This window comes from Methylobacterium oryzae (genome assembly GCF_036441375.1).
GTDB classification, from domain to species: domain Bacteria; phylum Pseudomonadota; class Alphaproteobacteria; order Rhizobiales; family Beijerinckiaceae; genus Methylobacterium; species Methylobacterium oryzae_A.
In genome coordinates, this window is the sequence record NZ_MLCA01000014.1 from 52081 (window position 1) to 78494 (window position 26414).

Below are 26414 nucleotides of genomic sequence, written 5' to 3' on the forward strand. Positions count from 1 at the left end.
GGCGCTCCGGGAGCAGGTGTCCAATACCTCGTACGGCGAGTACAGATTTCGGGATGGGACACGCCGTGGAACGATGCTAAATTGACGGATGGTCAGGCGCGACCGGATCGGCGCCGCGGGACCTCCCGGACGGCCGCCCCAAACACGCCGGGCCTGGGAGCGGTCGTTCAGGAGCACGGGGACAGGCCCGGACCCAGGCGACGCCGCGGGCTCGATCGGCGTCCTGAAGCCGGCCGCAGCCTCAGGAGTCCGTCCCGATGCCAGTGACGTCACCCATTCGTTTCTACCATGACGGTCGGATCGTAGAGGTGCAGGATGCGGAGCCGACGGCGACCGTCCTGGACTGGCTCCGAGAGAAGGCCCGGCGGAAAGGCACCAAGGAAGGTTGCGCCGAGGGCGATTGCGGCGCCTGCACGGTGCTGGTCGCCGAGCTTGCGCCCCCGGATCTCCCGTCGGGCGCCGGGAAAAGCGGGGCCGTGCTGGTGGGCGGCCTGTCGATCAGACCGGTCAACGCCTGCATCCGGTTCCTCCCGACTCTCGACGGCTGCGCCCTGCTGACAGTCGAGGACTTGGCGCTCGCTGGCACCGACGCCCCTCACCCGGTTCAGCAGGCGATGATCGATTGCCATGGCTCGCAATGCGGGTTCTGCACCCCCGGATTCATCATGACGCTCGCCGCGACCTACGAGCGGCATTGCGAGGCAGGTACCCGGCCGACCCGCGCCGAGTTGTCCGACGACCTCGCGGGCAACCTTTGCCGGTGCACGGGGTATCGGCCCATACTCGAGGCCGGAAGCCGGATGTTCGACTTGCCCGAATGCCGGATCGACACTTTGCCGATCGAGCGTGCCCTTCGTTCGCTCGCGGGCGAGACGGTCCGCTACGAGGGGCGCGGCGCCCGTTTTTGGGCGCCCCGCACCCTCGAGGAATTCGCCGAGAGAAGGGCAGCGGAGCCGGAGGCGCGCCTGCTAGCCGGCGCGACCGACATCGGCCTGTGGGTGAACAAGCAGATGCGCGAGATCGGGGATGTTCTCTACATCGGCGCGGTCCCCGAGTTGAGGCGCGTCGAGGAAGTGGATGGAGTTCTGCGGATCGGGGCGGCCACGCCCCTCGAGGACGCCTTCAAGGCGCTCGTGTCGCATTGGCCGAGCTTGAGCGAGGTCCACCTTCGGTTCGCCTCGCCACCAGTCCGGCACGCCGGCACGATAGGTGGGAACGTCGCGAACGGATCTCCCATCGGGGACGGGCCGCCGACGCTGATGGCGCTCGGAGCCGAACTCGTGCTTCGCCGTGGCCCCGAACGCCGGCGGATAGCCCTCGACCGTTTCTACCTCGACTACATGAAGAACGAGCTGCGCCCGGGCGAGTTCGTCGAACGGATCGACGTCCCGCTGCCGGTCCCCGGCCAGGAGGTTCGGGTCTACAAGGTCTCGAAGCGGTATGACTCAGACATTTCGGCGGTCTGCGCCGCCCTGGCGATCGAGCGTGGGCCCGACGGCAAGGTCGAGGGCGCCCGCTTCGCCTACGGCGGCATGGCCGCGACGGTGCGGCGGGCATCGGCCGCCGAGGCCGCCGCGGTGGACGGGGATTGGTCCGAGGACGCACTGCGGGCCGCCCAAGAGGCGCTTCGGTCGGAGTTCAAGCCGATGACTGACCTGCGGGCGAGCGCCGACTACAGGAAGCTCGTCGCATCCAACCTCTTGGAGCGGTTCTGGCTCGAGACACGCAGTGGGGCGTTATCGCCCCTTCCGGCTGCGCGGACGAGCGTTTTCGCGACGCTGCGCGGTTAAGGCGGACAGGGGGAGGCGACGATGAACAAGCATGTCGGAACCGAGGACTTCGCGAAGGCGGCCACAGGTCAGGTCGGAGTGTCGCGGGCTCACGAGTCCGCCCACCTGCATGTCGCCGGCCGCGCCTATTACACGGACGACATCCCGGAGATCGATCGGACCCTTCACGTGGCCCTCGGCCTCTCGCCCGTCGCCCACGGCACCATCAAGGCGCTGGACATCGAGGCGCTCCGGGACATGCCGGGCGTCGTATCAGTGCTCACGGCGGCCGACATCCCCGGCGTGAACGATTGCGGGCCCGTGGTCCACGACGATCCCATCCTCGCGCGGGACACAGTCCAGTACCTCGGACAGCCGGTCTTCGCGGTCGTGGCCAGCGATCGCCGCCTGGCACGGAAGGCCGCGGCGACCGCCTCCCGGGTCTTGACCATCGAACCGCTCGAGGCGGTCGTCACCGCGCGAGACGCCCACGCGCGGGAGCAGTACATCCTGCCGCCGATGCACCTCACCCGCGGGGAGCCGGCGGAGGCGATGGCCGCCGCTCGTCACCGGCTGAAGGGCTCCATGGTCCTTGGAGGGCAGGAGCAGTTCTACCTCGAGGGTCAGATCGCTTACGCCATCCCGCAGGACGACGGCGGGATGAAGATCCATTGCTCCACCCAGCATCCCTCGGAGATGCAACTCATGGCCTCCCACGCCCTTGGTGTGGCGGCTAACCTTGTCCAAGTCGAATGCCGCCGCATGGGCGGAGGGTTCGGCGGCAAGGAATCGCAGTCCGGACTTCACGTGTGCGTGGCGGCGGTGGCGGCCTCCAAGCTGGGACGACCGGTCAAGCTCAGGCTCGATCGCGACGACGACTTCATGATAACCGGTCGCAGGCATGGGTTCGAGTACGACTACGAAGTCGGGTTCGACGACGCCGGGCGCATATTGGCAGCCGAGATCACGATGATCGCGAACTGCGGCTTCTCGACCGACCTGTCGGGACCTGTCATGACCCGCGCCATCTGTCACTTCGACAATGCGTACTGGCTTCCCAACGTGGCGATCCACGGCTTCTGCGCGCGGACCAACACCCAGAGCAACACCGCGTTCCGCGGCTTCGGCGGGCCGCAGGGGGCCTTCGCGATCGAGGTCGTCATGGATCGGGTCGCCCGTCATCTCGGATTGGAGCCGCTCGCGGTCCGGCAGGCCAACTTCTACGGTTTCGAAGGCGACACGACGCCGTACGGGCAACGGATCGAGGACAACGTGATCCATGGCCTGACGGACGAGCTCATCGCGTCCAGCGATTACCGGGAGCGGCGGGAACGGATCGCGGCGTTCAATGCTGCGAGCCCCGTCATCAAGAAGGGACTGGCGCTCAGCCCTTGCAAGTTCGGGATCTCCTTCAACCTGACTCACCTGAACCAGGCCGGCGCCCTCGTCCATGTCTACACGGACGGTTCCATCATCGTGAACCACGGCGGGACGGAGATGGGCCAGGGCCTAAATACCAAGATCGCCCAGGTGGTCGCGGAGGAGCTTGGCGTACGCTTCGAACGCGTCCGCTCCACCGCGACCGATACGCAGAAGATCGCCAACACCTCGGCCACGGCCGCCTCGACCGGAGCCGACCTGAACGGTAAGGCTGCCCAGGCTGCGGCCCGCCAGATCAGGGCGCGCCTCGCGGCCCTCGCAGCGGAAACGTACGGAGGGCGCGCTGAGGACGTCGCTTTCGTAGACGGCACGGTGAGCGCCAACGGGACGCTCGTGCGGTTCGAGGAGATCGTGGCCAAGGCCTACGTCGCCCGCATCCAGTTATGGTCGGACGGCTTCTACGCGACGCCGGGGCTCAGCTGGGACCGCGTCACGATGACGGGCAATCCTTTCTACTACTATGCTTACGGCGCGGCCGTAAGCGAGGTCCTCGTGGATACCCTTACGGGCGAGTGGCGCTTGGTCCGTGCCGATATCCTCCACGACGCGGGACGCTCCTTGAACCCGGCCCTGGACGTCGGCCAGGTCGAGGGCGGCTTCGTGCAGAGCATGGGCTGGGTGACGAGCGAGGAACTCGTCTGGCATCCGGGAAGCGGGAAGCTCCTTACCCACGCCCCGAGCACCTACAAGATTCCCACGGCGAACGACGTGCCCGCGGAGTTCAGGACGCGGTTGTTCCTGAACGACAACGTCAAGGACAGCATCTTCCGCTCGAAGGCGGTGGGCGAACCACCGATGCTGCTCGGGTTCTCCGTCTGGCTGGCGATACGCGACGCCGTGTGCGCGGCCGGCGGCCTGGGAGCCGATCCGGAACTGCGCGCTCCGGCGACGCCGGAGGCCATCCTGGCGGGGGTCCAGTCCGTGCGGGCCTCCGGCACGCGCGACCGCTAACGGTACGGCCCGGACGGACGCGAGAGGTCGTCGACCGGCAAGCCCCGACGAACCATTCCTGGACCTGCCGTGGATCCGTCCGGGTGACGCCAGCGACGTCCTCGTCAAGCGGGGTCTTGCGTCCGCGAGCGACCTACCCGTCCGCTCGGCGACACTGCCCGTCCCGATCCGGAGGATGAGCGACGCGGATCCCTGGCCGGGCCGCGTCCCGAACGGGGCGTCGTTGCCGTCGAGGGCAAGCCCCTAATCGGGCGGGTGACCGAACGCCCGTTCGTTCAGGGCTTGCTCGACCCGGCGGAGGGCGATCGTGGCCGCCCGCGACAGTTGTCGCGAGGGCAGGACCCAGAGGGCGAGGTGCATCTCGCGCATCGGTCTGTCGACGATCGGGGTGAACGCCAGTTCGCCCGTCCTCACCTCGGCCATGACGTCGAGATACGTCAAGATGCCGACGCCGACGCCGGAAGCTATCAGGGACTTCAGCATCTGTATGTTGTCCGAAGCCGCGGTCGCCGCGAACCTGACCCCCGTCGAAACCTGCAGGAAATCAACTTCCTTCGACAGCGCCAACGGTGGGGTCGGCGCGACGATCGGGTACTCGATGCAACTGCTGAACCTCGCCCCCGCCCGCCGGCTCAAGGGATGTCGCGGCGGGGTCACGAAACCGAGATCGATGGGGCGTTGGGCGCGGATACCTGTGTCACGCGTCGGGCGTGGGTTAATCATGAGACCGAAGTCTGCCCTCGCATCCTCGATACAGGTCTGAACGTTGTCGTTCTCGAGGATCGAGACCTCCACCAAAAGGTCGGGATGGTCGGCCTTGATGTCGCGCACGACGTCGGGAAGGAAGCCCCGGCTCAAGGCGTCGATCGTGGCAATCCTGACATGGCCGGCCCTGAGGCCCACAAGATCCGAGATCTGGCCGTTGAGCCGATCGAAATCCTTGGCCCAGCGTCGTCCCGAGCCCAACATCAATTCCCCGGCCGCGGTCATGCGCAGCCCGCCCGGGAGCCTTTCGAAAAGCGGGACGCCGAGTTCCTCCTCCACGAGGAGGATCTGTCGGTTGATCGCCGACGCGGACACGTTGAGCGTCTCCGAGGCCCTGCGGATGGAGCCTTGTTCGGCGACCTCGACGAAATACCGCATGAAACGCGAAAAAGCGTACATCGAAGTGTCCGTTTTTTTCGAACGCGTTATGCGAAATTTGCAGTTTGAGATCAACGCCGGGAGGCGTCAGGTTCCCCATCGAGCTGGATCTCAGCGAGCGAACCTGATCGATGACCATCCACACCCCAGTCCCGATGCCGCCGAGCGACCTACGGCTGCCGCGCCACTGCTCTTTCGAAGCCGACGACTGGCATATCCTGGCACGACACTGGTACCCGGTCGCCCGGTGCGAGGACGTGCACGAGAAAGGCCTGGTAGCCGCGCGACTGCTCGACGAGCCACTCGTCGTCTACCGCTCCGGCCACGAGATCGTAGTCGCGAAGGACATTTGCCCGCATCGGGGGGTCCCCCTCACGAAAGGAAGCAATGAGGACGGGAGCGGCGTCGCCTGTTCCTATCACGGCCTGCGGTTCGGGGGCGCCGGGAAGTGCGTGCACGTGCCCGCGCATCCAGACAACAAGATTCCGGCCAAGTTCAACTTGGCGACCTACCCGGTCGCCCTCCGGTATGGCTTGGTGTGGACCTGCCTCCGTCCGTCGGCATCGAGCGACGGCCCGACGATCCCGGAGATGGCGGGCTGGGACGAGCAGGGATTCCAACGCATCGTCTGCCCCTGGATCGACGTTCTCGGCTTCGCCGGACGGCAGATCGAGGGCTTTCTAGACGTCGCACATTTCGGTTTCGTCCACGCCGACACGTTCGGCGATCCCGACAACGTGGTCGTTCCACCATACGACGTCTGCACCACCCTATCCGGGTTTGATGCCATCTACGACAGCACGGTCGCGAACTATCCGATCGGGAACGTGGGCCGGGATCGCCCCGGCTTTCTCTGGCGCCGCCACTTCAAGGTGCACCTCCCCTTCGTCGCGACCCTCGAGGTGCGCTATCCGGAGGATGGCCGCTTGGTGATCATGAACGCGGCGTCCCCCGCCTCGGCCCGCGTCACGCGCTTGTTCTGCCCGATGGCCCGGAACTTCGACACGGACCTGCCCGTACAGGACGTCTACGACTTCAACCGGAGGGTGTTCGAGGAGGACAAGCACATCGTCGAGAGCCAGATGCCCGAACACCTCCCGTTGGATCCCACCCTCGAGGCGCACATCCCCGCCGATAGGAGCTCGATCGCTTACCGCAGGGGCCTGAAGGGAATGGGGTTGGGACAGTTCTTCGTGGCGTGACGTCCGCATGACGCGAGCGCGGCGCGGCCGGGCGAGGTCCTCGCCCCAACCCGGCGTTGACGGCCGACGAAGGAGGCAACCTGATGAAGTCGATCCTGGCCCTGACCGGAGGCACGAGTCTCGCGATCCAGGCGCTCCTGTCGGACAGCGCCCGACGTTGGCGCGATGCCGGGCTTCGCGTCGTCGGCGCCGTGGAGGTTCCGTCCCCCGATGGATCCGGTCATCGGCTCGTCGATGTCGCGACCGGGGGCAGCTACGAGATCCACCAGCGGCTGGGGTCTGGCTCCACCTCCTGCAGTCTTTGCGCCTCAGGCATCGTCGAGGCCTGCGAAGATATCAACCGGCAGATCCTCGCGGGGTGCGACGTGGTCGTGCTGAGCAAGTTCGGCAAATTGGAGGCGGCCCGGTCCGGCTTGGTGCAGGCTTTCTCGGCGGCGGTCTCGGAAGACATACCGATCTTGACCGCGGTTGCGCCGACCTTCGCCGATGCGTGGGAGACGTTCTCCGGCAACCTTTCCGCCTTCGCCGCCCCGGATCCGGATGCGATCGAGGCCTGGCGGCTCGCGTTGCGTGGCTCGCTCGCAGGCACCCCGACCCCGGACCTACGGCGGATCGCCGGGGGTCTCCGGTGAGCCGCGCCGGAGCCGCTCTCCGCGAGGATATCCCCGACCGCCTTCGGCCGACCCTCGTTCACCGGCCGGCGGCGGCGGGATGCGGATCTCGGGCCGGCCTTCGCACGTCGTGGCGTCCCGGACGTCGCGACGTTTCAGGATCGGGGAGCGGCATCGACGATCTCCGGCCACAGGCAGGGCGGCTTCCGGCGACGCGGGCAACGGCGGGGGGGCGAACCTCGGACCTTGGTTCGATCGGAGGCTTGCCTCGTTCCCGTCGGGGCGACCCCGATGCCTAGACGCGTCGGGACCGCCGCCGTGCTCGTGATCGGTGACGAGATCCTGTCCGGTCGGACGCGTGAGGCAAACGCGGCCACGATCGCCTGCAGGTTGGCCGAGCACGGCATCGCCGTGCGCGAGGTCCGCATCGTACCGGACGACGCAGCCGAGATCGCCGCGGCGGTGAATGAACTTCGGCGACGCTACACCCACCTGCTCACGACCGGCGGCATCGGTCCCACGCACGACGACGTGACGGCGGACGGCGTGGCCCGGGCATTCGGCGTCGGGATCGATATCGATGAGCGGGCGCTCGCCATCCTTCGCGCGCGCGTCCAGCCGAGCCGCCTGAGCGAAGCACGCATGCGGACGGCGCGATTGCCGTTCGGCGCGGACCTCGTCGTCAGCCCGATGACGAAGGCCCCGGGCTTCCGCATCGGCAACGTCTTCGTCATGGCCGGCGTGCCGGAGATCCTCCAGGCCATGTTGGCGGCCGCCTGTGGCATGCTCGCCTCCGAGGGCTGGCCCCGGCGCGACGCCGAAGACTGACGCGCGCATGCCGGCGCGACCATCCTCGACAACGCGTCGGGGCTTCGCCTGGCATGCGCGGCCGGCGGGAGCGGCCGATCGAATCGACGGATGCGCCCGAGGTTTCGGATGCCGGATCCGCGCCCGCCGGATGCGTGCGGCGACCGTCCCGCGGTCAGGCGGCCCGCACCGTCGCCAGGAAGCGATGCACCTCCGCGCTTAGGTGTACCGATTGACGAGAGAGTTCCGAGGCGGCGTCAAGGACCTGGCTCGCCGCCGACCCGGTACCCTTCGAGGCATGGGCGACGCCCGTGATGTTGCTGGTGACCTCGCCCGTCCCGGCGGCCGCCTGGGCGACGTTCCGGACGATCTCCTGCGTGGCGGCTCCCTGTTCCTCGACGGCCGCGGCGATCGAATTTGCGACCCCGCTGATCTCGCGGATTCGATTGGCGATATCCCCGATCGCGCCGACGGCCGCGCCTGTCGATCCCTGGATGCGGGCGACCTGACTGGAGATCTCCCCCGTCGCACGCACGGTTTGCTCGGCCAAGGCCTTCACTTCAGCGGCGACGACCGCGAAGCCCCGTCCGGCCTCGCCGGCCCGGGCCGCCTCGATCGTGGCATTCAGCGCCAGTAGGTTGGTCTGGCCGGCGATCGTCGAGATCACCGACACGACGTCCTCGATCCGGGTGGCCGCTTGGTTCAAATCATCGACGAGGCCCACGGTCCGGGCTGCCTCCGTGACCGCACCCCGGGCCAGTTCCGCCGATCCGGCGACCTGCCGCCCGATCTCCTGGACGGAGCTGCCGAGTTCCTCGGCCGCGGCGGCCACGGTGTTGACGTTGACCGTGGCTTCCTCCGCGGCGGCCGCGACGGCGGTCGAACGCTCTGCCGTCTGGCTCGCGGTGCCTGCGAGTCCCTCGGCCGTCGATTGCAACTGGGTGGCCGAATCGCCGATGGTCGTCACGACGCCAGTGATCGTGCCCTCGAAGCTTCGGATCAGGTCGGCCAGGCGTTCCGATCGCCGCATTTGGATCGACCGATCCGCGTCATGCGACTGTTGCAGCCGCTCTCGCTCCAGAGCGTTATCGCGGAATACCGCGACCGCCCGAGCCATTCCGCCGACCTCGTCGTGTCGCTCGGTCTCCGACAAGGTGATGTCGGTGCGGCCTTCCGCGAGGCAGCCCATCTTGGCGCGCAGTCCGTCCATCGGGCCGACGATCGAGCGTATGATGAGCCAGGATGCCGCCGCGAGGACGAGAAGGATGCCGAAGGCGACGGTGGCGATCCGCAGGGCTTGCTCCAGAACGGTCGCCCTGAGATCGTCGATATATGTCGCGGTCGCGACGTAGATCCCCCAGGGCTTGTGCATGCGCAGCACGGAAACCTGGTGAGCGGCCTCGGAGTTAGCCGTGCGTTTCCAGGTGTATTCGACGCTGGCGACCCCGTCTCTGGTCGCCCGCGGCATCACGTCGACGTTGTAGGCGAACCCCTCGGTGTCCTTGGCCGCGCTGAAGTCTTGTCCGAGGAAGGAAGGGTCCGGATGGGCGACGACCACGGTATTCCGATCGTAGACGAAGAAGACGCCGTCGACGCCGTACCGCATCGCCGATACATCGGCGAACGCGGCGGCCATCGCCTCCTTTTCGGGCATCTGGCGGCGTTCCGCGAGCTTCCAATAACGATCGATGACGCTGACCGCCGCCTCCGTCATGGAAGACAGCTGATTCACGCGCTCATTGTACATCGCATCGTATTGATACTTTAACGCGACCACGCCGGTCGCCATCAGGCAGAGAGCAGCCAGCGCGACTAACGAGTAAAGCTTCCTTGGGATATCGAAGGTGGGCATGTGCATGGCAAGGACTCTGGATCATGGCTGTCGCCGAACATCTCGACAGTAAATCATTTATGTTAATAAAGCTTAGCATTAGGGCGAAAGGCTGGATCATCGGCTTAGCTTAGACACGCGGAGACCTAAGATGAGTTTTTGGAACGGCGCCGCGCGCTCGGTCGAAGTTCGCCACGGGGCGAGCCGCCAAGACCCGTACGGAACACTCGAGCGCAGCGACCCTCGACCCCAAGCCGCGACGAAGATCCCATCGCCGGCTTCGAGGCCCGGCGAACGATCGCGTGGGTCGGTCGCCTGAGGAAAAATGGCGCGTCCCGTCAGTCTCCGCCGCCGAGGAATGTCGCGACGATCTCGGCCGCGACCAGCGCAGCGATCACCGCGGGGCGCTTGTCGCGTACGGCCGTTCCGCCGATCGGGCAAACCAAGCGCGCGATCCGCTCCTCGGATATGTCCAAGTCCCGGAACGCACGAACGAACGTCGCTCGCTTTGTCGCCGACCCGATGAGCCCGAGATACATAAAGTCGCCACGCTCCAACAGCGACGCGCAGACCAAGCTATCCAAGGCGTGGCTATGGGTCAGGACGACATGCCCCCCGCCCGGCTCGGCGCTCTCCGCCACCGCGGTGCATGAACCGACGATGCGGTCGACCCGGCTCGCCGTCACGGCGTCGATCTCGGTGCCGCGCGCATCGACGATGCGCGTTCGGAAGGGCAGCGGATCCAGTGCGCGCGCGAGCGCACGTCCGACGTGGCCGGCGCCGTAGATCGTGATCGGCCGGAGGCGTGACCGCTCCTCGTCCTCCCTGGCGACCAGCATGGTCAGGGACTCGGCCGTCGCGCGTTCGACGACGATCGTCACGTGACCGCCGCAGCATTGTCCGAGATCGGGTCCGAGGGCGCGCCGCACCACTTCCCGGTCGACCACCCCGGCCAGCATCCCCCGGGCGATGGCGATGGCGTCCCACTCGATGGTGCCGCCGCCTATCGTGCCAGTGACGGAGCGTTCCGACACAACCATGGCGGCCCCGGCTTCCCGGGGCGTCGATCCCTTGACCTCCGCAAGGGTGACTAGCGCGGCCGCCTCGTCGGCGGCGAACGCCGTTCGAAGGGCTTCCGACAGCGATCCGTTCACGTCGCTCAGCCTTATCCGGGATCGGCTTTCCCCACCCATGGCCTGACACATGGCCTGCGGTCGCACCTCCCCGGCGGATCGCACCCGCTCAGTAGCTATCCGGATCCCGGGTTTTGCCGGGCGTAGTCTCGCCTGGTCGTCTCCGGACCTGAATGTCGTTGACCAGGGAGCGGGCGGGACCGAGCGAGCAGGCGGTCGCGAGCATCTCGACCAGGGCACGGCGCCCCTTCACCGTGATGGTCAGCGTGTCGGCATCGGCCATCCGGCAGCCACCGTCGAGGTCGAGCCGGCGCGAGTAGTGACTCACGAACTCGGCGAACGACGCGGCGTCGATCCGTCCCTTGATGCGGATCTCCACGGTCTCGACCGCCGTATCGTCGGCGACCGGATCTTCCCCCGCGGTCATAGGTCGAGCACCAGGCGGGGACCCTTGCATCGGGAGACGCAGGGCAGCATCGTCTTACCGGCCGAGCGCTCGCTCGGGCTGAGGTAGACGTCTCTATGGTCGGGCTCTCCCTCCAAGACAGTCGTCAGGCACGTACCGCATACGCCCTGTTCGCACGAGGTCAGGATCTCGACGCCCTCGGCGAGCATGGCGTCCGTGATCGTCTGTCCCGGCGCGACGATGATCGACTTGCCGGACCGAGCGAGCACCACCTCCAATGCGGCGTCGTCCGCGGATGCCGCCGGTACGTCGGCGCTAAAGTATTCGAGATGTACCCGGTCGGCGTCCCAACCCGAGTTGGCGGCGGTATCCACCACCAAGGTCATGAAGGGTTTCGGACCGCACGTGTAGAGGTGTGCACCGCCGTCCTTCCCGTCGCCGAGGATCCGGGCCACCACCGCATCTCGCTCAGCCCCTTCCAAACCGGCATGAACGGTGGCGCCGTCGAGGCGCGCCAGCACGTCCTTGAACGGCGTGTGGTCCTCGTTCCGGGAGAACAGGTGGAGTTCGTACGGCTTGTCGGACGCCGCCAAGTGACGCGCCATCGATAGCAGGGGCGTTATCCCGATACCGCCCGCCATCAGGATGTCCTTGGGGGTTCCCTCGACGAGCGGGAAGTGGTTTCGCGGGCCGTCGATGGTGATCACGCGGCCGGGCGACAGACCGTGCATGCCGACCGAGCCGCCGCGAGAGGCAGCCTCTTTCTTGACGCCGATGAGGTACCTTCCTCCGTCATCGGGCCCGTTCCACAGAGAGTACTGCCGAATGAGGCCGCCGCCGACGTGGACGTCGATATGGGCGCCGGGCTCGGCCACGGCCAGGGCCGCACCGTTCTCGGGGACGAGCTCGAAGCATTTGATCTCGCTCGTCTCGTCCCAAACCCGTGATATGTTGACTTGCTGGACCATTTCGATTGCCCCGAATTTATCTTCGAGCACCCCGGGCCACCAGGGGCTCCTCGACCCGGCGAGCCGGGGAACCCGTTCCCGGCCGTTCGCCTCGAGGAGCCGCCCGGTACTACCCCGTGCCCAATGCGCCGGGACTGATCCCGTCGATCCATGTCCGGTAGGCCCGGATCGCGTCCGTTTCGAAGGGTGGCGGCGCGTCGCCCTGCGCGATCGGGCGGCCCGAGCGGATTCGGTCGACCTCCCCCGCCGGCAGGTCCACGATCGCCGCCAGACGATGCACCACCGTCAAGCCCGCCTCCAGGGGCTGGCAGAAGATCGCGAAGAGATCTTGGCGATGCTCCTGTCCGGGAGGCCGCGACGGGTGCCTGAAGGCGAACACAGCGGAGTACGGTGTCACGATGCGCGCCTCGCATGCGAGTTCCGCCCCGAGCGTTCCGAGATTCGCTCGATCGCTGACGATCCGGAGGGCACCGTGCTCGTCCCGGTCGATCCCCAAGCCGCCGACGGCAACCTGTCGGGAGCCGGCGCCGTCCGATTGACCGGAACCATCGAGTAGCCCGACCGCACCCTCCAGCACCTTCGGGCCGGCCAACCCGACCGGCGCCGAGGATACGTTCACGGTCGTACGGTCTACCTCATAGTACTCGATCAATTGCTGAGGCGGACCGTTCGGCCGACCCAGCGTGGTCCAGACGAGTCCCAACCTTTCCGTCACCGGCAGCGCCTGCCCGTCCACGCTGGGTGATATCCAGGTCCGATGGACCTCCAGATCTATCTGGCGGCCCATCAGACGTGTGTGCTCGATCCCGTGACGCCGGATGTCGACCGGCGATCCGAGCGGGTACCAGGCGTTCTCGACGATGCCGTCCGCGAACGTGGTCACGACGCCTCAGACGCTCTCGTAGGTATTCGTGAGGAGCGCCTTCCGGAAGCCTTCACGACCCTCCATCGCGCCCATCGCCAGCTCCCGAAGCCACTTCCGGTACTGGTTGGATACCTTGTCGGTCGGCAGCGACACCTCCTCGAGCGACAGATCCCCCGGTTGCGTCTCGATCACCGGCTGATCCTCCGCCAGGACGAGCTTCTGGAAATCCAGCGGCGTCGAGTCCGGCATGTCAGGATCGGTGTGCGCGATGATCATGAAGTTGCGGCAGTTCTCGTCGTCGATCGGGCTCGACGTGGTCCACAACAGGAACGGCTGGTCGTTCTTATAGAGCCGGATATCGAGGTTCACCGTGAAAGGCATGGCGGCACGATACGTCCACGAGCCGAGCGGGCTGTCCGGCGGCAACGTGTCCAGCATGTCCTTGCCGGGCTCCATGAAGAAGCGAAGTTCGCCATCGACCCTATCCATCGGGACGATCGCCGGCTCGGAATAGGCCGGGTCGTACAGCGTGCCCGGGTGGACGTAGGCGAAATGCGAGAAGTCCGTGAAGTTTTCCCAACGACGCTCCGCGGAGCTCGCCCAGTTGTAGGGCTGCGCCACGATGACCTTCTTGTACTCGTCGTTATCCCACGCTCCGCAATGCGGGATCGTCGTCGCATCCCAAGACGAATCGAGTCTCACCCAGACGATGTCGTACTTCACCTCGCACTCGTAGCTCGGGACGAACGCCTTCCTCGGGATCGCATCGCTCGGGGCGGCCGGGATCTTACCGCATCGGCCGTCCGCGTTGTATTGCCAACCGTGATAGGGGCATTGTAGCCGGTTCTCGACGATCTTGCCGCCCGAGAGCTTGGCGAAGCGATGGGCGCAACGGTCGCGCATGGCGCGCATGCGTCCGTCGAGCTTGACGATGACCAGGGGCTCGCCGAGAAGCTTGGCACCGATGGGACCGGCCCCGTCCGGTCCAGCCGCCTCCAACTCGGCGAGCGTGCACACCGGATGCCAGAAATGCCTGAGATAGGTCCGATCCTCAACCAGCGAGCGAGGATTGAGCATCACGTTCATAGGCGTTCCTTCCGTTTGAATTTCGTAGGCTTCCTTAGAGTCTATCCATTCACGCGTAGCCACGGAAGTTCGGTCTAGGCATATGCAGCGTTCAAGATCTTAGACGGTGCGGCTGCCTGGCGCGCGAGCCTTGCGGCGTGGGCGAGACCCGGCGCTTCGTGTGGCCGGCCGCGCAGCTGCAGATCAAGTCTCACGAGCATCGGTCGACATCCGCTGCCCTCGGGGAGCCGACCAGTAACGGGCGGTGAGGCGCCCCCCCCCCCTGCTTGTTGCGTCGCGCCCGTCTATCCGCCACCTGCCCATGGTTGGTAGCCATGGCACGCGGTGGCTGGTCGCGGCATACGTCATGCCACTTGCCCAGCGTCCGCCGTCGACGCTACGCGCCCCTTAGCCGCGCTTCGATGCTGAGGTACGCGACATCCGGCGGCATCGCGACGGGTCCAGTCGGGCTTACGTCGGCGCGCCCGGGCGAAACCGACGGCGAGCCTTGGCCGCTTCCAAGCAGTCTTGATAGTCGAGATCCGGCGACTGGCCTCCCAGCACGCCGTCGCACCGGATCGGCACTGGGACGACATACGGATCAGGCCGGCGCGGCCCCAAGGACGCAAGCTCCGATCGTTCAATTCGCCCGCAATCGAACAAAAAGTAGCCCGCCACAGGGGGGACTGAGGCGGGCTGGAGTAGGGAGGAACGCGCCCGAGAACGCCTGGACGGGCATTCAGCCGAACGTGAGCGGAAACAAGATCCATCCGCCTCGGGGTTTTGAGAACCTCAGGATTTCGGAAACACCTTCCGGTCCAATCGTCGTTTGAGCGCCGCACGTTCGGCACTGTGCGTTCGCGTACGGGGCCCCTGTGTGTCCATAGGGTATCGATCGTCGCACGATGGCGATCATCCGAGGGGGGCGACACGCGCCCGTCGAGCCCAACCCTGTTCGTCGAAACGTCATTCAATCGTAGCGCCGCCCCCTCGCTCGGCGATGTGCTCGACCGATGACGACAATGCCGACGCAAACCGGCAAAGACATTCCAGGCGGAGCCGAGGCATTTACCTGCAGGAGGACATGCCAGGCCCGGCCGAAGTTTCCCTGATGCCAATCGGCGATGATCATGACCGATAGGCCTGCGCGCGAACCGAGGGACATGATCCCCCAAAGGTCGGCCGATGAGGCAATTTCAAGCGTGGCAGCACTGTTGGACGATGTCGACGCCGGAAGCGGAGATCCGACCGCCGAGCTAATCGTCACGCACGTATTTCCAGACGTTATCCACCCTATTCAGTTTGAGGGCTCAGGGCCGGGGCGTGATCCGGGGGATTTTGTCTGGCACGATGACGTCGTGAGCGGGGGCTCGACGCCGCAGTCGAGCTCGGCCAAGTGCAGGCTCATCGCCCCGTTACAGCAGCGAGGTAGGACCAATCCTGCACCCTCTCCCTCCTCCGGGCAGATTGCCCCGAAGATGTAGACATACGCCGTAGGTTGACCTCGGGAGACGTGGACCCCGTCCCGCTGCGCGCCCAACGCCGCAGCCGGCTTTCTCCTGGCCGACGCGGGCCTCCCTGCCAACACAGCTCGATGGCCTCACAGGGACCAAGCTTGCATGAATCGCCTTTACGGTGGCGGGGAGGTTTTTCGAGCGCGATGAGCGCAGCCCGATCCTGCTCATGTTGGCGCCGACGGACCGTCAGCTCATGGAAGCCAGTCCGCGCGACCAAGCGGCGAGCGTGCTCTCGTCCAGGCTGACACCGAAGCTCGCGTCGACGCGGGCGGCCAGATCCTTCCGTCGCCAGCGCACCACGCCGTGCCGACCTCGATCCGGCCCGTCCGCGACGATGCGTGGCAGCGCCCGTCGCTGTGCCACATTTTGCTTGGGCCGATTGCATGGCGACTTGCGGTCGATCAGCCTGCCCCGACCGTCTGCATTGAGCACCGCACCCGGTCGCGCACCGTCTGCTGGCTCGCCGTCCGCCCCGCCTCCGTGCGGCGGCCACCGTCATAGACCGCGGCCAATGCCAGAAGCCGGCGGCTCTGGCCGGCGTCCCGGCCCATATTGGGTCGCCGCCGAATATCATCGCCAGCGAAATCCTGACGGACGGACACGACAGCCGACGCGGCGGACTCCCCTGGTTCGCCCCATCGAAGCACAACTGCCCCGGTGAAAACCTCGCGAATCATTAAAGCTGTCGATTGGCATAATTGGGGAACAGAGTGATATGGGGTGGGTGGATCGCTGACGCCTTCCCCCAAACGACGACGGTCGGTACATCCCTGGCCGTGGGCTGCGACGGGAAACGAATGAGAATCCTGGCCCCGCCTCCGGGCCGGCCACGGCGCCGATTCCTTATTGCATTTAGGCTGCATCAGTCGGCACCGCGTTGACCGGTCGCACCGTGATCTGCGAATAGGGGCCTATTACCGACCAGAGGCGACTTGAAAGGTTTCAAGGTCGATCCAGATCAAAATTCGCTCGAAACTTGGATCGGGAGTTTGACCCATGCGCGCGAAGACAGCATTATCCGTGGCGTCGCTGAGTTTTCTGCTGACGTCCGGTATACACGTCGGTGCCCAGACCGCGCCGGGCGGGACGTCGCCGGCGACCGCACCTGGTGGAATGGACGGCTTAGCGGGTGCTTCGAACGAGCGGGAGGCGATCCGGTCCGGCGAGGTGGTGGATGGTCCTGCCCTACCTAATCCGCCGATGGACGTGCAGCCCCCCGGTAGTTCTCGCCCTGTGGAGTTGGATCCACCGGTCGCACGCTAGCTTGGGCGTTTGATCTGGCCGGCGTTAGACGTCTTACAGCTGCGCTTACGCTGTCTGGCATGACACAACAAGTGCACCCGAAGCTGCGAGCGACGCCCGGCGTTCGATCCCCGCGGCCAGGTGCTGGCACTCCACGTCGCACCGGCCAACGCCACTCATGGCGACGCCATGGTCGCGTCGGCTGATGCCGTGCAGCAAGCAACCGGTGACTGCGTGGTCCTCGCCTACGTCGATCAAGCATACGTAGGTGATCGCGAAAGCGTCAGCCGATCACGGCATCGCCCTGAGGTCATGAAGTTGCCCGAGGCCTATCGCGGCTTCGCGCCTTTGCCGGGATGACTGCTTTAGTTGCCTTCCCGCGGCTACGAACGCCTGCCCCTCACCCTGCGCGGCTACGTCGCCTTCATCGTCCTGTAGCGTTCCGCTTCTACGCAGGGCCGCCGATTTCGTGGCAATCCGTGACGGACACTAGTTTGAACGCCAATGATGTTTCAGCGATGACGCCCGAATAGTTGATTCCGATATATTTTTTTGGAGACGATACGGCTACTGGGTCTACCGGACGCCTTGCGTCCTTGCTTGCGACAGCATAGGCCCAAGTGGAGGGTTGGACCCGCGACGCGTCTCGGCCTCGCTCCATGAAGGCTGCTTCCTTTCCGATTTGACTTGCAGATGATGAGGTACTTGCATCGTCGCATGACTGTCGCGATGCCGGGCTTGTTGAGAGCTGAAATGGCAGCAGCCCGGTTCGATATCTTGGAGGAAACTTCGCGTCCGGTGATCTTTCGGATGTAGATTTGATGCGCTGATCCAAGGAAAGGGCACCTTCCGTTCGCCGCTGCTCGATCCGCCCGCCTATTGGCGCGCCACGAAGCGTCTCGGGCGACCAGGCACGATCCGCGCGGTCTCGACGGCCTGCGTCGACGGCGCGATTTATCCGGTGTCGCGGTCGTGGACCTTCGACATGGTTGGGTCCCGCGAACCTCGGCACCCGGAGGGACCTGTAATTAATCGTTCCAGGCTCAACCGGGGCCGATGCTTTCGTCGAGTCGATTTACCTCCATGTCGGGTGCACCCAAACGCCGGACCTGAACGTAGCTCCCGTGGCGCCACGAAGGCGCGTGGACTCAGGGGACGTCGGTTGGCTTTGACGCGAAGCCGAGAAGCCGACGACGAAGGGTATGATGATTGGCCTGGCCCTCGGCACGGCCGTCAGGCAGGCGATGCCCAAGGCTGCCTAAACGCTTCTACCTTCGCGACACGAGCGTCGTGTCGTCCTTCGGGATGCACCACTATCAGCAAGGCGACACCGGCACTGTAAGTCCCGTCCGACCAGCGGCGCCTCAATGGGTTCCGGCCCTTGGACGTCGGCGTCCCAGTCACCTCGCGACAGGATGGTTTCGAACTTCGGCCGCACGCCGAGGTCGAAACCAGCACACCGGGGGGCGTCAACGCGAGGACGCGCTCGACCGGGCAACGTGGAGATCTGGCATCGACTTGCCTTGCGGGCACAGCGGTCGGGAGCCTGGTGCACACGCCTTGTGCGGCAGCGCACAAACTTCGGGCGGCGATGCACCAATATGGGCATCACACGCTGTTGGAGGTTTCCACCATGACACGTTCCATTCCATTAATCGTCGCGGCCGTCATCGGCGCTTCGCTCCCGTCCGTTGCTGGTGCCCAGTCGCCTCCCGGAGGCTTCGTCGCCGCGACCGTCCCGGGCGGCACGCAGGGCATCGCTGGTCCGGCCAATGTAGCCCAGGCCATCCGCGGCGGGAACGCGTTGTTCTCGACGCCTAGGTACGAGGTCGATGTCGGACCGATGGTCACCGGCTCGGTTGCCCGGTCCACGAATTGGTCGGCAGGCGGTGCCCGGCCGGCGATCCGGTGACCCCATGGTGCGCCGCGGCAGGTTCCGTGGCACACGAGGCTCTCGATCGTGCCGTTTTACGGCGCGGTCGGGCAGAAACCGTTTCGGGTTTCCGAGAGGCTCCAGATCCTGTGAGGTAGGGGCCATGAGAAAGCGAACAGCCTGGTCCTTCCCGAGATCCGCGAACGTGCGGTGCGCATGGCGATGGAGCGGTAGGGTGGGCACGATTCGCGGCTGGAAACGATCCGCTCGATCGCGACCAAGGGAGGTTGTTGATCCTGATAGCTACCGGATCACGGTATGCCTGTCTCGCGCCGATGCGAATCATGTGAAGCATGACCTGTGCTCTCTCGGAATCGGTCTGGCCCCAACCATTGTGCAGTGCCTTGCGGGTGCGGGCGAGCGCCGTGACGAGATCAGGTACCGAGAAGCCGGTCTCGAGGACGCGCCAGGCGATCGGATGATGGTAGTTGTCGGCCGCCTCGAAGACACAGGTCACCGACCGGTCGAAATCCGACAGGAGCGCGATCAGGCGCCTGTGTTGGACCGGGTTTTGAGGACGCTCAGCCGGCGACGGCAACTAGCGCCGGTCACCTCAATCAGGATCTAGTCGCGGACTTTAGCGACATTGATGGTCACGAGGATGCTGCCGGGTGGAATAAACTGCGGTTTGGTCATGGTGGACCCATCTTCGGAATGAGGCTTCGAGCACCGTCGCACTAGAGGCCTGTCGATCGGCCATGACCGCCCAAGGTGCAGCGTTGTCCTCCGCCCCACGGTTGCTTGAGACACCCCGTTAGCGGACGGTCTCCGCTCAGGGGTGAGAACGATGACGACGAATATCAGGAGCGGTTGCCGGTGCGGTCGGACCTGGCCGGGGTGGGCGCATGTCCCGGCAGCGCAAGCGGGACGCGGTGTTGCGGCTACTGCGTGGTGAGAACCTGGACCTTCTCGCGCGCCCTGGGCGTGACGGCGGCGACCTTGTCGGGCTGGCGCGATGCTTTCCTGACGGCGGGCGAGGCCAGCCTGTCCACCCGGCCCCTCGATGCGGACGCGCTGGAGAGCGGGCGTCTTAAGGCCAAGCTCGGCGAGATGCTGCTGGAGCGCGAGTTGCTGGAGGCCAAGGTCGCCGCCCTGGAGGCGCGTGGCTCCGGCCCTTTGGCCCGCAGGCGGTCGCGGCCATGAGCCGGACCGTCTCGCCGGCCAGCGGCAGCGTCTACGGGCTGGCTCGGGTGTGCCGGATCTGGCGCGTGTCGCGCGCCACAGTCCACCGGCATCTCTCACCGCCCCGCTCGGGGCTCGGATCGGAGGCCGCGTCCGATCCCGCGCGGCGGCCCGGCCCGGTCGGGGCGATGCCAGATGCTGCACTGCTCATGCGGATCCGCGCCATCCTGACCGACAGCCCCTTCCACGGCGAAGGCCATCGCAAGGTCTGGGCACGGCTGCGCATGAAGGGCGTGCGCACCTCCAAGCGCCGGATGCTGCGCCTGATGCGCGCCCACGACCTGTTGGCCCCCACGCGGGTCGGCACGCCGCGCGGTCCGCGCAACCACGACGGCACCATCATCCCGGAGCGGGTCGACACGATGTGGGACACCGACCTGGCCACCACCTGGACGGCCGAGGGGCAGGTCGCGGTGTTCGTGGCCATCGATCACTGCTCGGCCGAGTGCGTGGGCATCCATGCGGCGCGCCGGGCCACGCGCTTCGAGGCGCTGGAGCCGATCCGCCAAGGGGTGCGGCAGCGCTTCGGCGGCTTCGCGGCCGAGATCGCCCCCGGCCTGAGCGTCCGGCACGATCACGGAAGCCAGTACATGGCGGACGCCTTCCAGGCGGAGCTCGCGTTCCTGGGCATCGCGAGCTCGCCCGCCTTCGTGCGCGCCCCGGAGGGGAATGGCTGCGCCGAGCGCTTCATCCGCACCCTCAAGGAGAACCTGTTGTGGGTCGATCACTTCGACACGGTCGAGGATCTGCGCCAAGCCCTGCTGGCGTTCCGGGATCTCTACAATGAGACGTGGCTGATCGAGCGACACGGGTTCCGGCCACCGGCCGAAATCCGCGCCGCGCAGCTACCACCCGCGGCCATCGCCGCCTAAGCTTCAGATCGGTGTCTCACAATCCGCAGGCGGTACAGTTGCGCTCAGACCGGCTTCGCACCCCGCCCCAGAACCGTCGGGTTATTCCCCGATGTGCTACGTCATTCAGCTCGCTTCACGCCAGCAAGACATCTGCAATAATCAACACATCTTCGATCGTATTTTCGTCGAGCATTGCATCGACCAACGGCCGACCAAGATGAACCACCCTTGGACAAACGGGCAGGTCGAGCGCATGAACCGCACGACCAAGGACGCGACGGTCAAGCGCCACCATCGCGACGGTCATACTCAGCTGCAAACGTATCTGCATCAGTTCGTCGATGCACACTACCATGAGCGCAGGCTCAAAATACTGTTCGGCTCGAACCTTCCGGGTTTTTCCTGAACGCCTGGACAAAGGGCTTGAACGCTCCGGGCTCGACCCGTCACGCAACATCCAGGGATCATCAACTTAGGTTTGAGCCGTGTGAGGGAAGGCTGTCACGCTGGGTTACTGGGGGCGAGGACGCAGCAACGCGTCTCCGCCCCCGGCCGGAAGCATCAGATCAGTTCGGCTTCCTTCGCCGCGGCGGCGAGCTCCCCCGCCGCGACGGAGGAGCTGCCGGTGCCATTGAAGAAAACGTTCAGGATGATGGCGGAGATGGCGGTCAGCAGCACCGGGCTCTCCAGGATGGGGGCGAGATCGTGAGGCAGCCTGGAGAAGAACTTGGGGGTTACCACGGGCACCATGCCCAACCCGAGGCTGATCGCCACGACGTACAGGTTGCCCACGAGCTTGAAGTCGACCCTGGACAATACCTTGATGCCGCTCGCGGTTACCACTCCGAACATGACGATGCCGGCTCCGCCGAGGACGAAGGGTGGTATGGAGGCGACCACGACCGCGACCTTCGGGAAGAGGCCGAGCACCATCAGCAATACGCCGGCGACGGCGCAGACCCAGCGGCTCTTGACCCCGGTGACGCCGACGAGGCCGACGTTCTGCGCATAAGACGTGTATGGGAAGGTATTGAACACGCCGCCCAGCAGGGTGCCGAGCCCGTCGGCCCGGAACCCTCTGACCAGATCCTTTTCCGAGACAGGCTTTTCGACGATCTCGCCAAGCGCGAGGAACATGCCCGTCGATTCGATGAACGTGACGAACATGACGATGCACATGGCCGCGACCGCCCATACGTTGAAGGTCGGCATGCCGAAGCGGAATGGCACCACCACGCCGAACCAAGGCGCCGCCTCGAGTTCGTTCATGGTGACCAGGCCGAGCGCAGCCGAGACTCCGAACCCCAACAGGAGGCCGAGGAGTACGGCGATGTTATTCACGAAACCCGTCGCATACCTCAACATCATGACTATGGATACTAGGACGAGCGCCGCGATCGTGAGGTAAAGCGGATTTCCGAAGTCAGGACTGCCGAAGCCCCCGGCGGACCAAGTCGCCGCAACGCTCATCAACGAGAGACCGACCGCCATGATTTCCGTCCCGGTGACGACCGGCGGGAAGAACCTGAGCAGCTTGCCGACGCCCGGGGCGACGAGGATTCCGACTATGCCGGCGGCGATCGTCGAGCCGAAAACCCCGAGCAAACCCAGGGCCGGATCCGATCCGATCGCGATCATCGGCCCCATGGCTGTGAACGTGACGCCCATCATGACCGGCAGACGGATGCCGAACGGGCCGACGCCGATCGCCTGGATGATCGTTGCCAAGCCGCATGCGAACAAGTCGGCGTTGATGAGGAAGGCGACCTGTTCCTTCGGCAGTTGCAATGCCGCCCCCAACACGAGTGGGATCGCCACCGCGCCGGCATACATCACCAGCACGTGTTGGCAGCCCAGGACCAAGAGCGACGTGGCCCCGGGTCTCAGTTTACCGGCGGCGTGCTGCATCGAGTTTTCCTATTATATTGGCGCGTTGGATGACGGAGAGATGCGCTCGCCCGGGATGTGCGATCCCGAGAACTCGTTCCGGAGCGTGTCGAGCGCATCAGGCCTTCGACCAATTTGATGCGGCGATGTAGCGCCAATACGACGCCGGGCACTCCGCGCCGGGCCGGAGAGGGCCTTCGGCCCGAGCGTTTGCATTACAATGGCGCGGACGTACGCTCTTTTCGCCACGCGTGCGTCGCGGGTCTCCGGATTCGCCTTCGTCCCCGGCATCGTCGCGATTTGGATACCTCGTCCCGGTCAGACGGGAGTGGCCGGATATGGCGGCGTGGTCGATACCCCGGACAAGTCTTCCGCCGGGGAGATCGATCGACCATCAACTTTCGGGCGAAGCCTGACCACGACTTGGACGTCGACCACGTGGAGTCCCTCCGGAACGCCCTCGATGGGCCCGAGCTGGATCCCGGCGGCTGGCACGTCCATGATCGAGCCATCGACCTGCGAAACGAAATGGCAATGATCGCTCGTGTTGGTGTCATAGTAGGTCGTCGTCGGATCGACGAACAGCTCTCTAATCAACCTCCGCTTCGCGAACGTATGGAGACAATTGTAGATCGTCGCGAGAGATATCGGTATTTTTATTCTCTGCGCTTCCTCGAACAAGACTTCGGCCGTCACGTGACGGTCGCCCCCGCCGAACAGGAGCGAACAGATCGCCACGCGTTGGCGGGTCGGCCGGATGCCGGCCGCGCGCAAGCGCCTCGCCACGCCATCGGCCGTGGGTGCCCCCACCCCTCGAAGACGATGTGCCGGCTCGGCATGTCGCAGGGCGTGATGCTGCTCGGAAAGGGCCATCATCGGGGACCTCGTTCGTCGGAGCTGAAGCGCCGAGGCAGCGCTCAGACGCGCCGGCCTGGATGGTTCAGTCGAAAGGGATTGCCTTCCGGATCCCGCAGGACCGCTTGGTACCACCCATAGTAAGTCTCGAAGGGCTCCTTCACCACTTCGGCGCCCAACCCTTTGGCTGCCTCCACCAGACGTTCGACCTCGGTCGGGCTCTCGACATCGAAGGTGACGATATTGCGTTCGCCCTCGCCCGTGGGCTGGCGCAACCCGAGGAGCTCATACGCGTCCGATGCGCTGATGCCCAAGGACGCGTCGCCACATCTGAAGCCTCGGAAGATCGAGCTCCGGCTGTCCACGATCTCCTCAAGACCCAGCAAGCCCGAATAGAAGGCGGCGAGCGGCTCCAGTTGCCGGGCGAATATGTTGACGTAGGACAAGGTCGTCATGGGCGATGGCTCTCATGGATGGCGCCGCCGGCGGGATCCGGCGTCCGACAGCCGAGGCGCGTCGAACGTCGCCCGCGCGTATTGAGGCGAAAGGCTTTGAACCCGGAACGATCGCGGCCTTGCCGCTCGGCATCGATAAATCGAGAATCCCGCAGGACGCGCGAAGCGTCGCCGGAAGGCTTTGCCCACACAGAGCGACGAGCCCTACGCATCCAGAAACTCCCTAGACATCCGCGGGACGCTATTTTTGCGATCTCTGTTGTCGCCGCGCCCGTGATCCCGCATCGGCACACCGATTGGGACGTCACAATTAGATTTTGCCGACCATGGATTTGATAGTCCGAAAATTTAGACGGTTCGTTCTGTTTGGTAGACAGCTGGGCTATCGAGGCTCAATGACGTCCATCGGCGGCCGTTTCCGCGAAGCGATCGAGCGCGATCCCAGATCGTGTAGCCCGACAACCAGCGGCACGCACGGATCGGCCAATCGGCATGTGGCCCCTAGCCTGCCATAGCCACCGGAACGATGCAGAGTGGATGAGCGGTCGCTGCTTCCGGAGACGGTCACTTCCGGGGAAGGTTCGGCCCGGAAGTCCCGTTCAAGGTCCCTGCCGGTCGATGGTCACTATGTGGCGGTCGAAGGCAGGACGTGCCCGAAGCCTGAGCTATGCGGGAGATTGGGTGACGAGGGTGTGTTGAAGGCGGCGTATCGAGGCGGGTGTCGAAGCCTGCCAGAACCTCTCAGCGAGAGCGATACGCCATGGAGACACCTACCAACATCGTCCGGCTTCGTCAGCCCGAGGAGATCGACGATCCCCTGACCGAGGTGCTGCGCAGCGGCGCCCGCCGCCTGCTCGCCCAAGCTGTCGAGATTGAGGCGGACGCGTTCCTGAGTGCGATGCAGGACCTGCGGCTGCAGGATGGACGGGCCCGGCTGGTGCGGCACGGTCACGGGCCAGAGCGGGCGATCCAAACCGGCATCGGCCCGGTGCCGGTCGCGCGCGTCCGTGTGCGGGATCGCGGTGCGAGCGGGTCTGAGGACCGGGTCCGATTCACCTCGACCATCCTGCCGAAGTGGGCGCGGCGCACCCGCAGCCTGGATGCGCTGCTGCCGGTTCTGTACCTACGCGGTGTCTCGACCGGCGACTTCCAGGACGCGCTGGCAACCCTGCTGGGTCGTGAACGCCCCGAACCTCTCGCCGGCCGTCATCGCCCGGCTGACCGCGGCTTGGGCGGACGAGTATGCCCGCTGGCAGGGCTGCGATCTCTCCGCACGCCGCTATGCCTACGTCTGGGCCGACGGCGTCTATCTGCAGGCCCGGATGGAGGAGCAGGCCGAGTGCATGCTCGTGCTGATTGGGTCGACGCCCGAGGGTCGCAAGGAGCTCGTCGGCTTCCAGGTGGGCGTGCGCGAGAGTGCCCAGAGCTGGCGGGAGCTGCTCGTCGACGTGAAGCGGCGCGGGCTGTCGATCGCGCCCGAGATCGCGGTCGGCGATGGCGCGCTCGGCTTCTGGCGGGCGCTGGACGAGGTCTTCCCCGGCACCGCTCACCAGCGGTGTTGGGTCCACAAGACGGCCAACGTCCTCGACAAGGTGCCGAAGTCCATCCAGCCGGCGATGAAGGCGGACCTGCGCGAGATCCACGGCGCGCCGACCCGGGCGGCGGCCGAAGCAGCGATGGTCGTCTTCGTCGAGAAATACGGGACCAAGTACCCCCGCGCCGCTGCCTGCTTGACCAAGGATCGGGAGGCGCTGCTGACGTTCTACGACTTCCCGGCCGAGCACTGGGACCACCTGCGCAGCTCGAACCCGATCGAGAGCGTGTTCGCTACAGTGCGGCATCGGACAGTGCGGACCAAAGGGGCGCTCTCGGCCACGACCGCCAAGCTGATGGTGTTCAAGCTGGTGATGGCAGCCGCGAAAACCTGGCGCCGGCTGAAGGGCGAAAACCAGTTGCCGAAGGTCGTGGCCGGCGTCATCTTCCGCGACGGGACCGAGGTCACCGCGAGCCCAGATCACCGCGCCGCCTGACCGCCGCCGTACCTAAAATCCTGCATAGCTCCCGAAGCCTCGTCGTCGCTTCGAGTGCCGGCGCCCGGGACCGATGCCCCCCCCCCCCCAATGTCGAAGGTCCATCGTCTCCATCAAGGAAGGCTTGCAAGCCGGTGGCGACAAGTCAGAGAGCCCGACGAGACGCGGACGCCGGCCCGGACACGGGGCTCAATACCCGAGGCGACCGTCGGTCTCGCGCGGCCCCGATGTTCGGGACCGCCGATCGGTGTTCGTAGGGCCGATCACA

General features: G+C 65.8%; 15 protein-coding genes and 5 pseudogenes. 9 read left to right on the plus strand and 11 right to left on the minus strand.

From position 1 onward, the window contains the following. Positions 1–257: 257 nt before the first annotated feature. A complete protein-coding gene (gene xdhA / locus MOTC310_RS23985; RefSeq protein ID WP_331303571.1) occupies positions 258–1790 on the plus strand; it encodes a xanthine dehydrogenase small subunit in 1533 nt (510 codons plus the stop codon). 21 nt (positions 1791–1811) lie between these two features. Beyond that, on the plus strand, positions 1812–4160 hold the full coding sequence (gene xdhB, locus MOTC310_RS23990) for a xanthine dehydrogenase molybdopterin binding subunit (protein ID WP_331303572.1): 2349 nt from the start codon (positions 1812–1814) through the stop codon (positions 4158–4160). A 243-nt stretch (positions 4161–4403) separates the two neighbouring features. Here the strand turns inward: xdhB and MOTC310_RS23995 are convergent, their stop codons facing one another. Further along, positions 4404–5324, minus strand: a complete 921-nt coding sequence (locus MOTC310_RS23995; protein ID WP_331303573.1) for a LysR family transcriptional regulator — start codon at positions 5322–5324, stop codon at positions 4404–4406. Positions 5325–5434: 110 nt separating this feature from the next. Here MOTC310_RS23995 and MOTC310_RS24000 point away from each other — a divergent pair, with 110 nt between their 5' ends. The 3 genes and pseudogenes from MOTC310_RS24000 to MOTC310_RS24010 form a co-directional block, all read left to right on the plus strand. After that, positions 5435–6505, plus strand: a complete 1071-nt coding sequence (locus MOTC310_RS24000; protein ID WP_331303574.1) for an aromatic ring-hydroxylating dioxygenase subunit alpha — start codon at positions 5435–5437, stop codon at positions 6503–6505. A gap of 83 nt (positions 6506–6588) precedes the next feature. Beyond that, complete coding sequence (locus MOTC310_RS24005) at positions 6589–7137, plus strand: DUF2478 domain-containing protein (RefSeq protein ID WP_331303575.1); 549 nt, start codon at positions 6589–6591, stop codon at positions 7135–7137. Positions 7138–7407: 270 nt separating this feature from the next. After that, a pseudogene (locus MOTC310_RS24010) lies at positions 7408–7884 on the plus strand (competence/damage-inducible protein A); the annotation flags it as partial. A gap of 214 nt (positions 7885–8098) precedes the next feature. Here MOTC310_RS24010 and MOTC310_RS24015 read toward each other — a convergent pair. The 7 genes and pseudogenes from MOTC310_RS24015 to MOTC310_RS24045 all read right to left on the minus strand — a co-directional run. Next, positions 8099–9781 carry a methyl-accepting chemotaxis protein gene (locus MOTC310_RS24015; RefSeq protein ID WP_331303576.1) on the minus strand — a complete coding sequence of 561 codons (1683 nt, stop codon included), beginning with the start codon at positions 9779–9781 and terminating at the stop codon, positions 8099–8101. A gap of 311 nt (positions 9782–10092) precedes the next feature. After that, positions 10093–10908, minus strand: a complete 816-nt coding sequence (xdhC, locus tag MOTC310_RS24020; RefSeq protein ID WP_331303577.1) for a xanthine dehydrogenase accessory protein XdhC — start codon at positions 10906–10908, stop codon at positions 10093–10095. Between the two features lie 88 nt (positions 10909–10996). Further along, positions 10997–11314, minus strand: a complete 318-nt coding sequence (locus tag MOTC310_RS24025) for an acylphosphatase (protein ID WP_331303578.1) — start codon at positions 11312–11314, stop codon at positions 10997–10999. Beyond that, positions 11311–12291: a PDR/VanB family oxidoreductase gene (locus tag MOTC310_RS24030; RefSeq protein ID WP_331303579.1), complete on the minus strand. Its 981-nt coding sequence runs from the start codon at positions 12289–12291 to the stop codon at positions 11311–11313. The genes MOTC310_RS24025 and MOTC310_RS24030 overlap by 4 nt, the downstream gene beginning before the upstream one ends. Positions 12292–12370: 79 nt before the next feature. Continuing rightward, positions 12371–13144 (minus strand): hypothetical protein, encoded by a 774-nt coding sequence (locus tag MOTC310_RS24035; RefSeq protein WP_331303580.1) that lies wholly within the window; start codon positions 13142–13144, stop codon positions 12371–12373. A gap of 6 nt (positions 13145–13150) precedes the next feature. Then, complete coding sequence (locus MOTC310_RS24040; protein ID WP_331303581.1) at positions 13151–14212, minus strand: aromatic ring-hydroxylating dioxygenase subunit alpha; 1062 nt, start codon at positions 14210–14212, stop codon at positions 13151–13153. Between the two features lie 1178 nt (positions 14213–15390). After that, positions 15391–16355, minus strand: a pseudogene (locus MOTC310_RS24045) (winged helix-turn-helix domain-containing protein); the annotation flags it as partial. A 736-nt stretch (positions 16356–17091) separates the two neighbouring features. On the opposite strand from MOTC310_RS24045, the gene MOTC310_RS24050 reads away from it, so the two are divergent. From MOTC310_RS24050 to MOTC310_RS24060, 3 genes and pseudogenes are all read left to right on the plus strand, one after another. Beyond that, on the plus strand, positions 17092–17310 hold the full coding sequence (locus MOTC310_RS24050; protein ID WP_331303582.1) for a hypothetical protein: 219 nt from the start codon (positions 17092–17094) through the stop codon (positions 17308–17310). Between the two features lie 2360 nt (positions 17311–19670). Beyond that, a pseudogene (locus MOTC310_RS24055) lies at positions 19671–20937 on the plus strand (IS3 family transposase). A 145-nt stretch (positions 20938–21082) separates the two neighbouring features. Continuing rightward, positions 21083–21395, plus strand: a pseudogene (locus tag MOTC310_RS24060) (integrase core domain-containing protein); the annotation flags it as partial. A gap of 85 nt (positions 21396–21480) precedes the next feature. On the opposite strand, the gene MOTC310_RS24065 reads toward MOTC310_RS24060, so the two are convergent. The 3 genes from MOTC310_RS24065 to MOTC310_RS24075 all read right to left on the minus strand — a co-directional run bounded on the left by MOTC310_RS24065 (position 21481) and on the right by MOTC310_RS24075 (position 24116). After that, entirely contained in the window at positions 21481–22827 is a 1347-nt protein-coding gene (locus tag MOTC310_RS24065) for a nucleobase:cation symporter-2 family protein (protein ID WP_331303583.1), read from the minus strand. 297 nt (positions 22828–23124) lie between these two features. After that, positions 23125–23682, minus strand: a complete 558-nt coding sequence (gene irrA, locus MOTC310_RS24070; RefSeq protein ID WP_331303584.1) for an iron response transcriptional regulator IrrA — start codon at positions 23680–23682, stop codon at positions 23125–23127. 41 nt (positions 23683–23723) lie between these two features. Then, a complete protein-coding gene (locus MOTC310_RS24075; RefSeq protein ID WP_331303585.1) occupies positions 23724–24116 on the minus strand; it encodes a VOC family protein in 393 nt (130 codons plus the stop codon). A 760-nt stretch (positions 24117–24876) separates the two neighbouring features. On the opposite strand from MOTC310_RS24075, the pseudogene MOTC310_RS24080 reads away from it, so the two are divergent. Then, positions 24877–26146 (plus strand): annotated as a pseudogene (locus MOTC310_RS24080) (IS256 family transposase). Positions 26147–26414 lie beyond the last annotated feature (268 nt).

Bases quoted from the DNA above. Each gene is read 5' to 3' on its own strand.
- MOTC310_RS24065 (WP_331303583.1), bottom strand. From the start codon at position 22,827: ATGCAGCACGCCGCCGGTAAACTGAGACCCGGGGCCACGTCGCTCTTG.
- xdhB (WP_331303572.1), top strand. From the start codon at position 1,812: ATGAACAAGCATGTCGGAACCGAGGACTTCGCGAAGGCGGCCACAGGT.
- MOTC310_RS23995 (WP_331303573.1), bottom strand. From the start codon at position 5,324: ATGTACGCTTTTTCGCGTTTCATGCGGTATTTCGTCGAGGTCGCCGAA.
- xdhA (WP_331303571.1), top strand. From the start codon at position 258: ATGCCAGTGACGTCACCCATTCGTTTCTACCATGACGGTCGGATCGTA.
- MOTC310_RS24005 (WP_331303575.1), top strand. From the start codon at position 6,589: ATGAAGTCGATCCTGGCCCTGACCGGAGGCACGAGTCTCGCGATCCAG.
- MOTC310_RS24040 (WP_331303581.1), bottom strand. From the start codon at position 14,212: ATGAACGTGATGCTCAATCCTCGCTCGCTGGTTGAGGATCGGACCTAT.
- MOTC310_RS24025 (WP_331303578.1), bottom strand. From the start codon at position 11,314: ATGACCGCGGGGGAAGATCCGGTCGCCGACGATACGGCGGTCGAGACC.
- MOTC310_RS24075 (WP_331303585.1), bottom strand. From the start codon at position 24,116: ATGACGACCTTGTCCTACGTCAACATATTCGCCCGGCAACTGGAGCCG.
- MOTC310_RS24015 (WP_331303576.1), bottom strand. From the start codon at position 9,781: ATGCACATGCCCACCTTCGATATCCCAAGGAAGCTTTACTCGTTAGTC.
- irrA (WP_331303584.1), bottom strand. From the start codon at position 23,682: ATGATGGCCCTTTCCGAGCAGCATCACGCCCTGCGACATGCCGAGCCG.
- MOTC310_RS24000 (WP_331303574.1), top strand. From the start codon at position 5,435: ATGACCATCCACACCCCAGTCCCGATGCCGCCGAGCGACCTACGGCTG.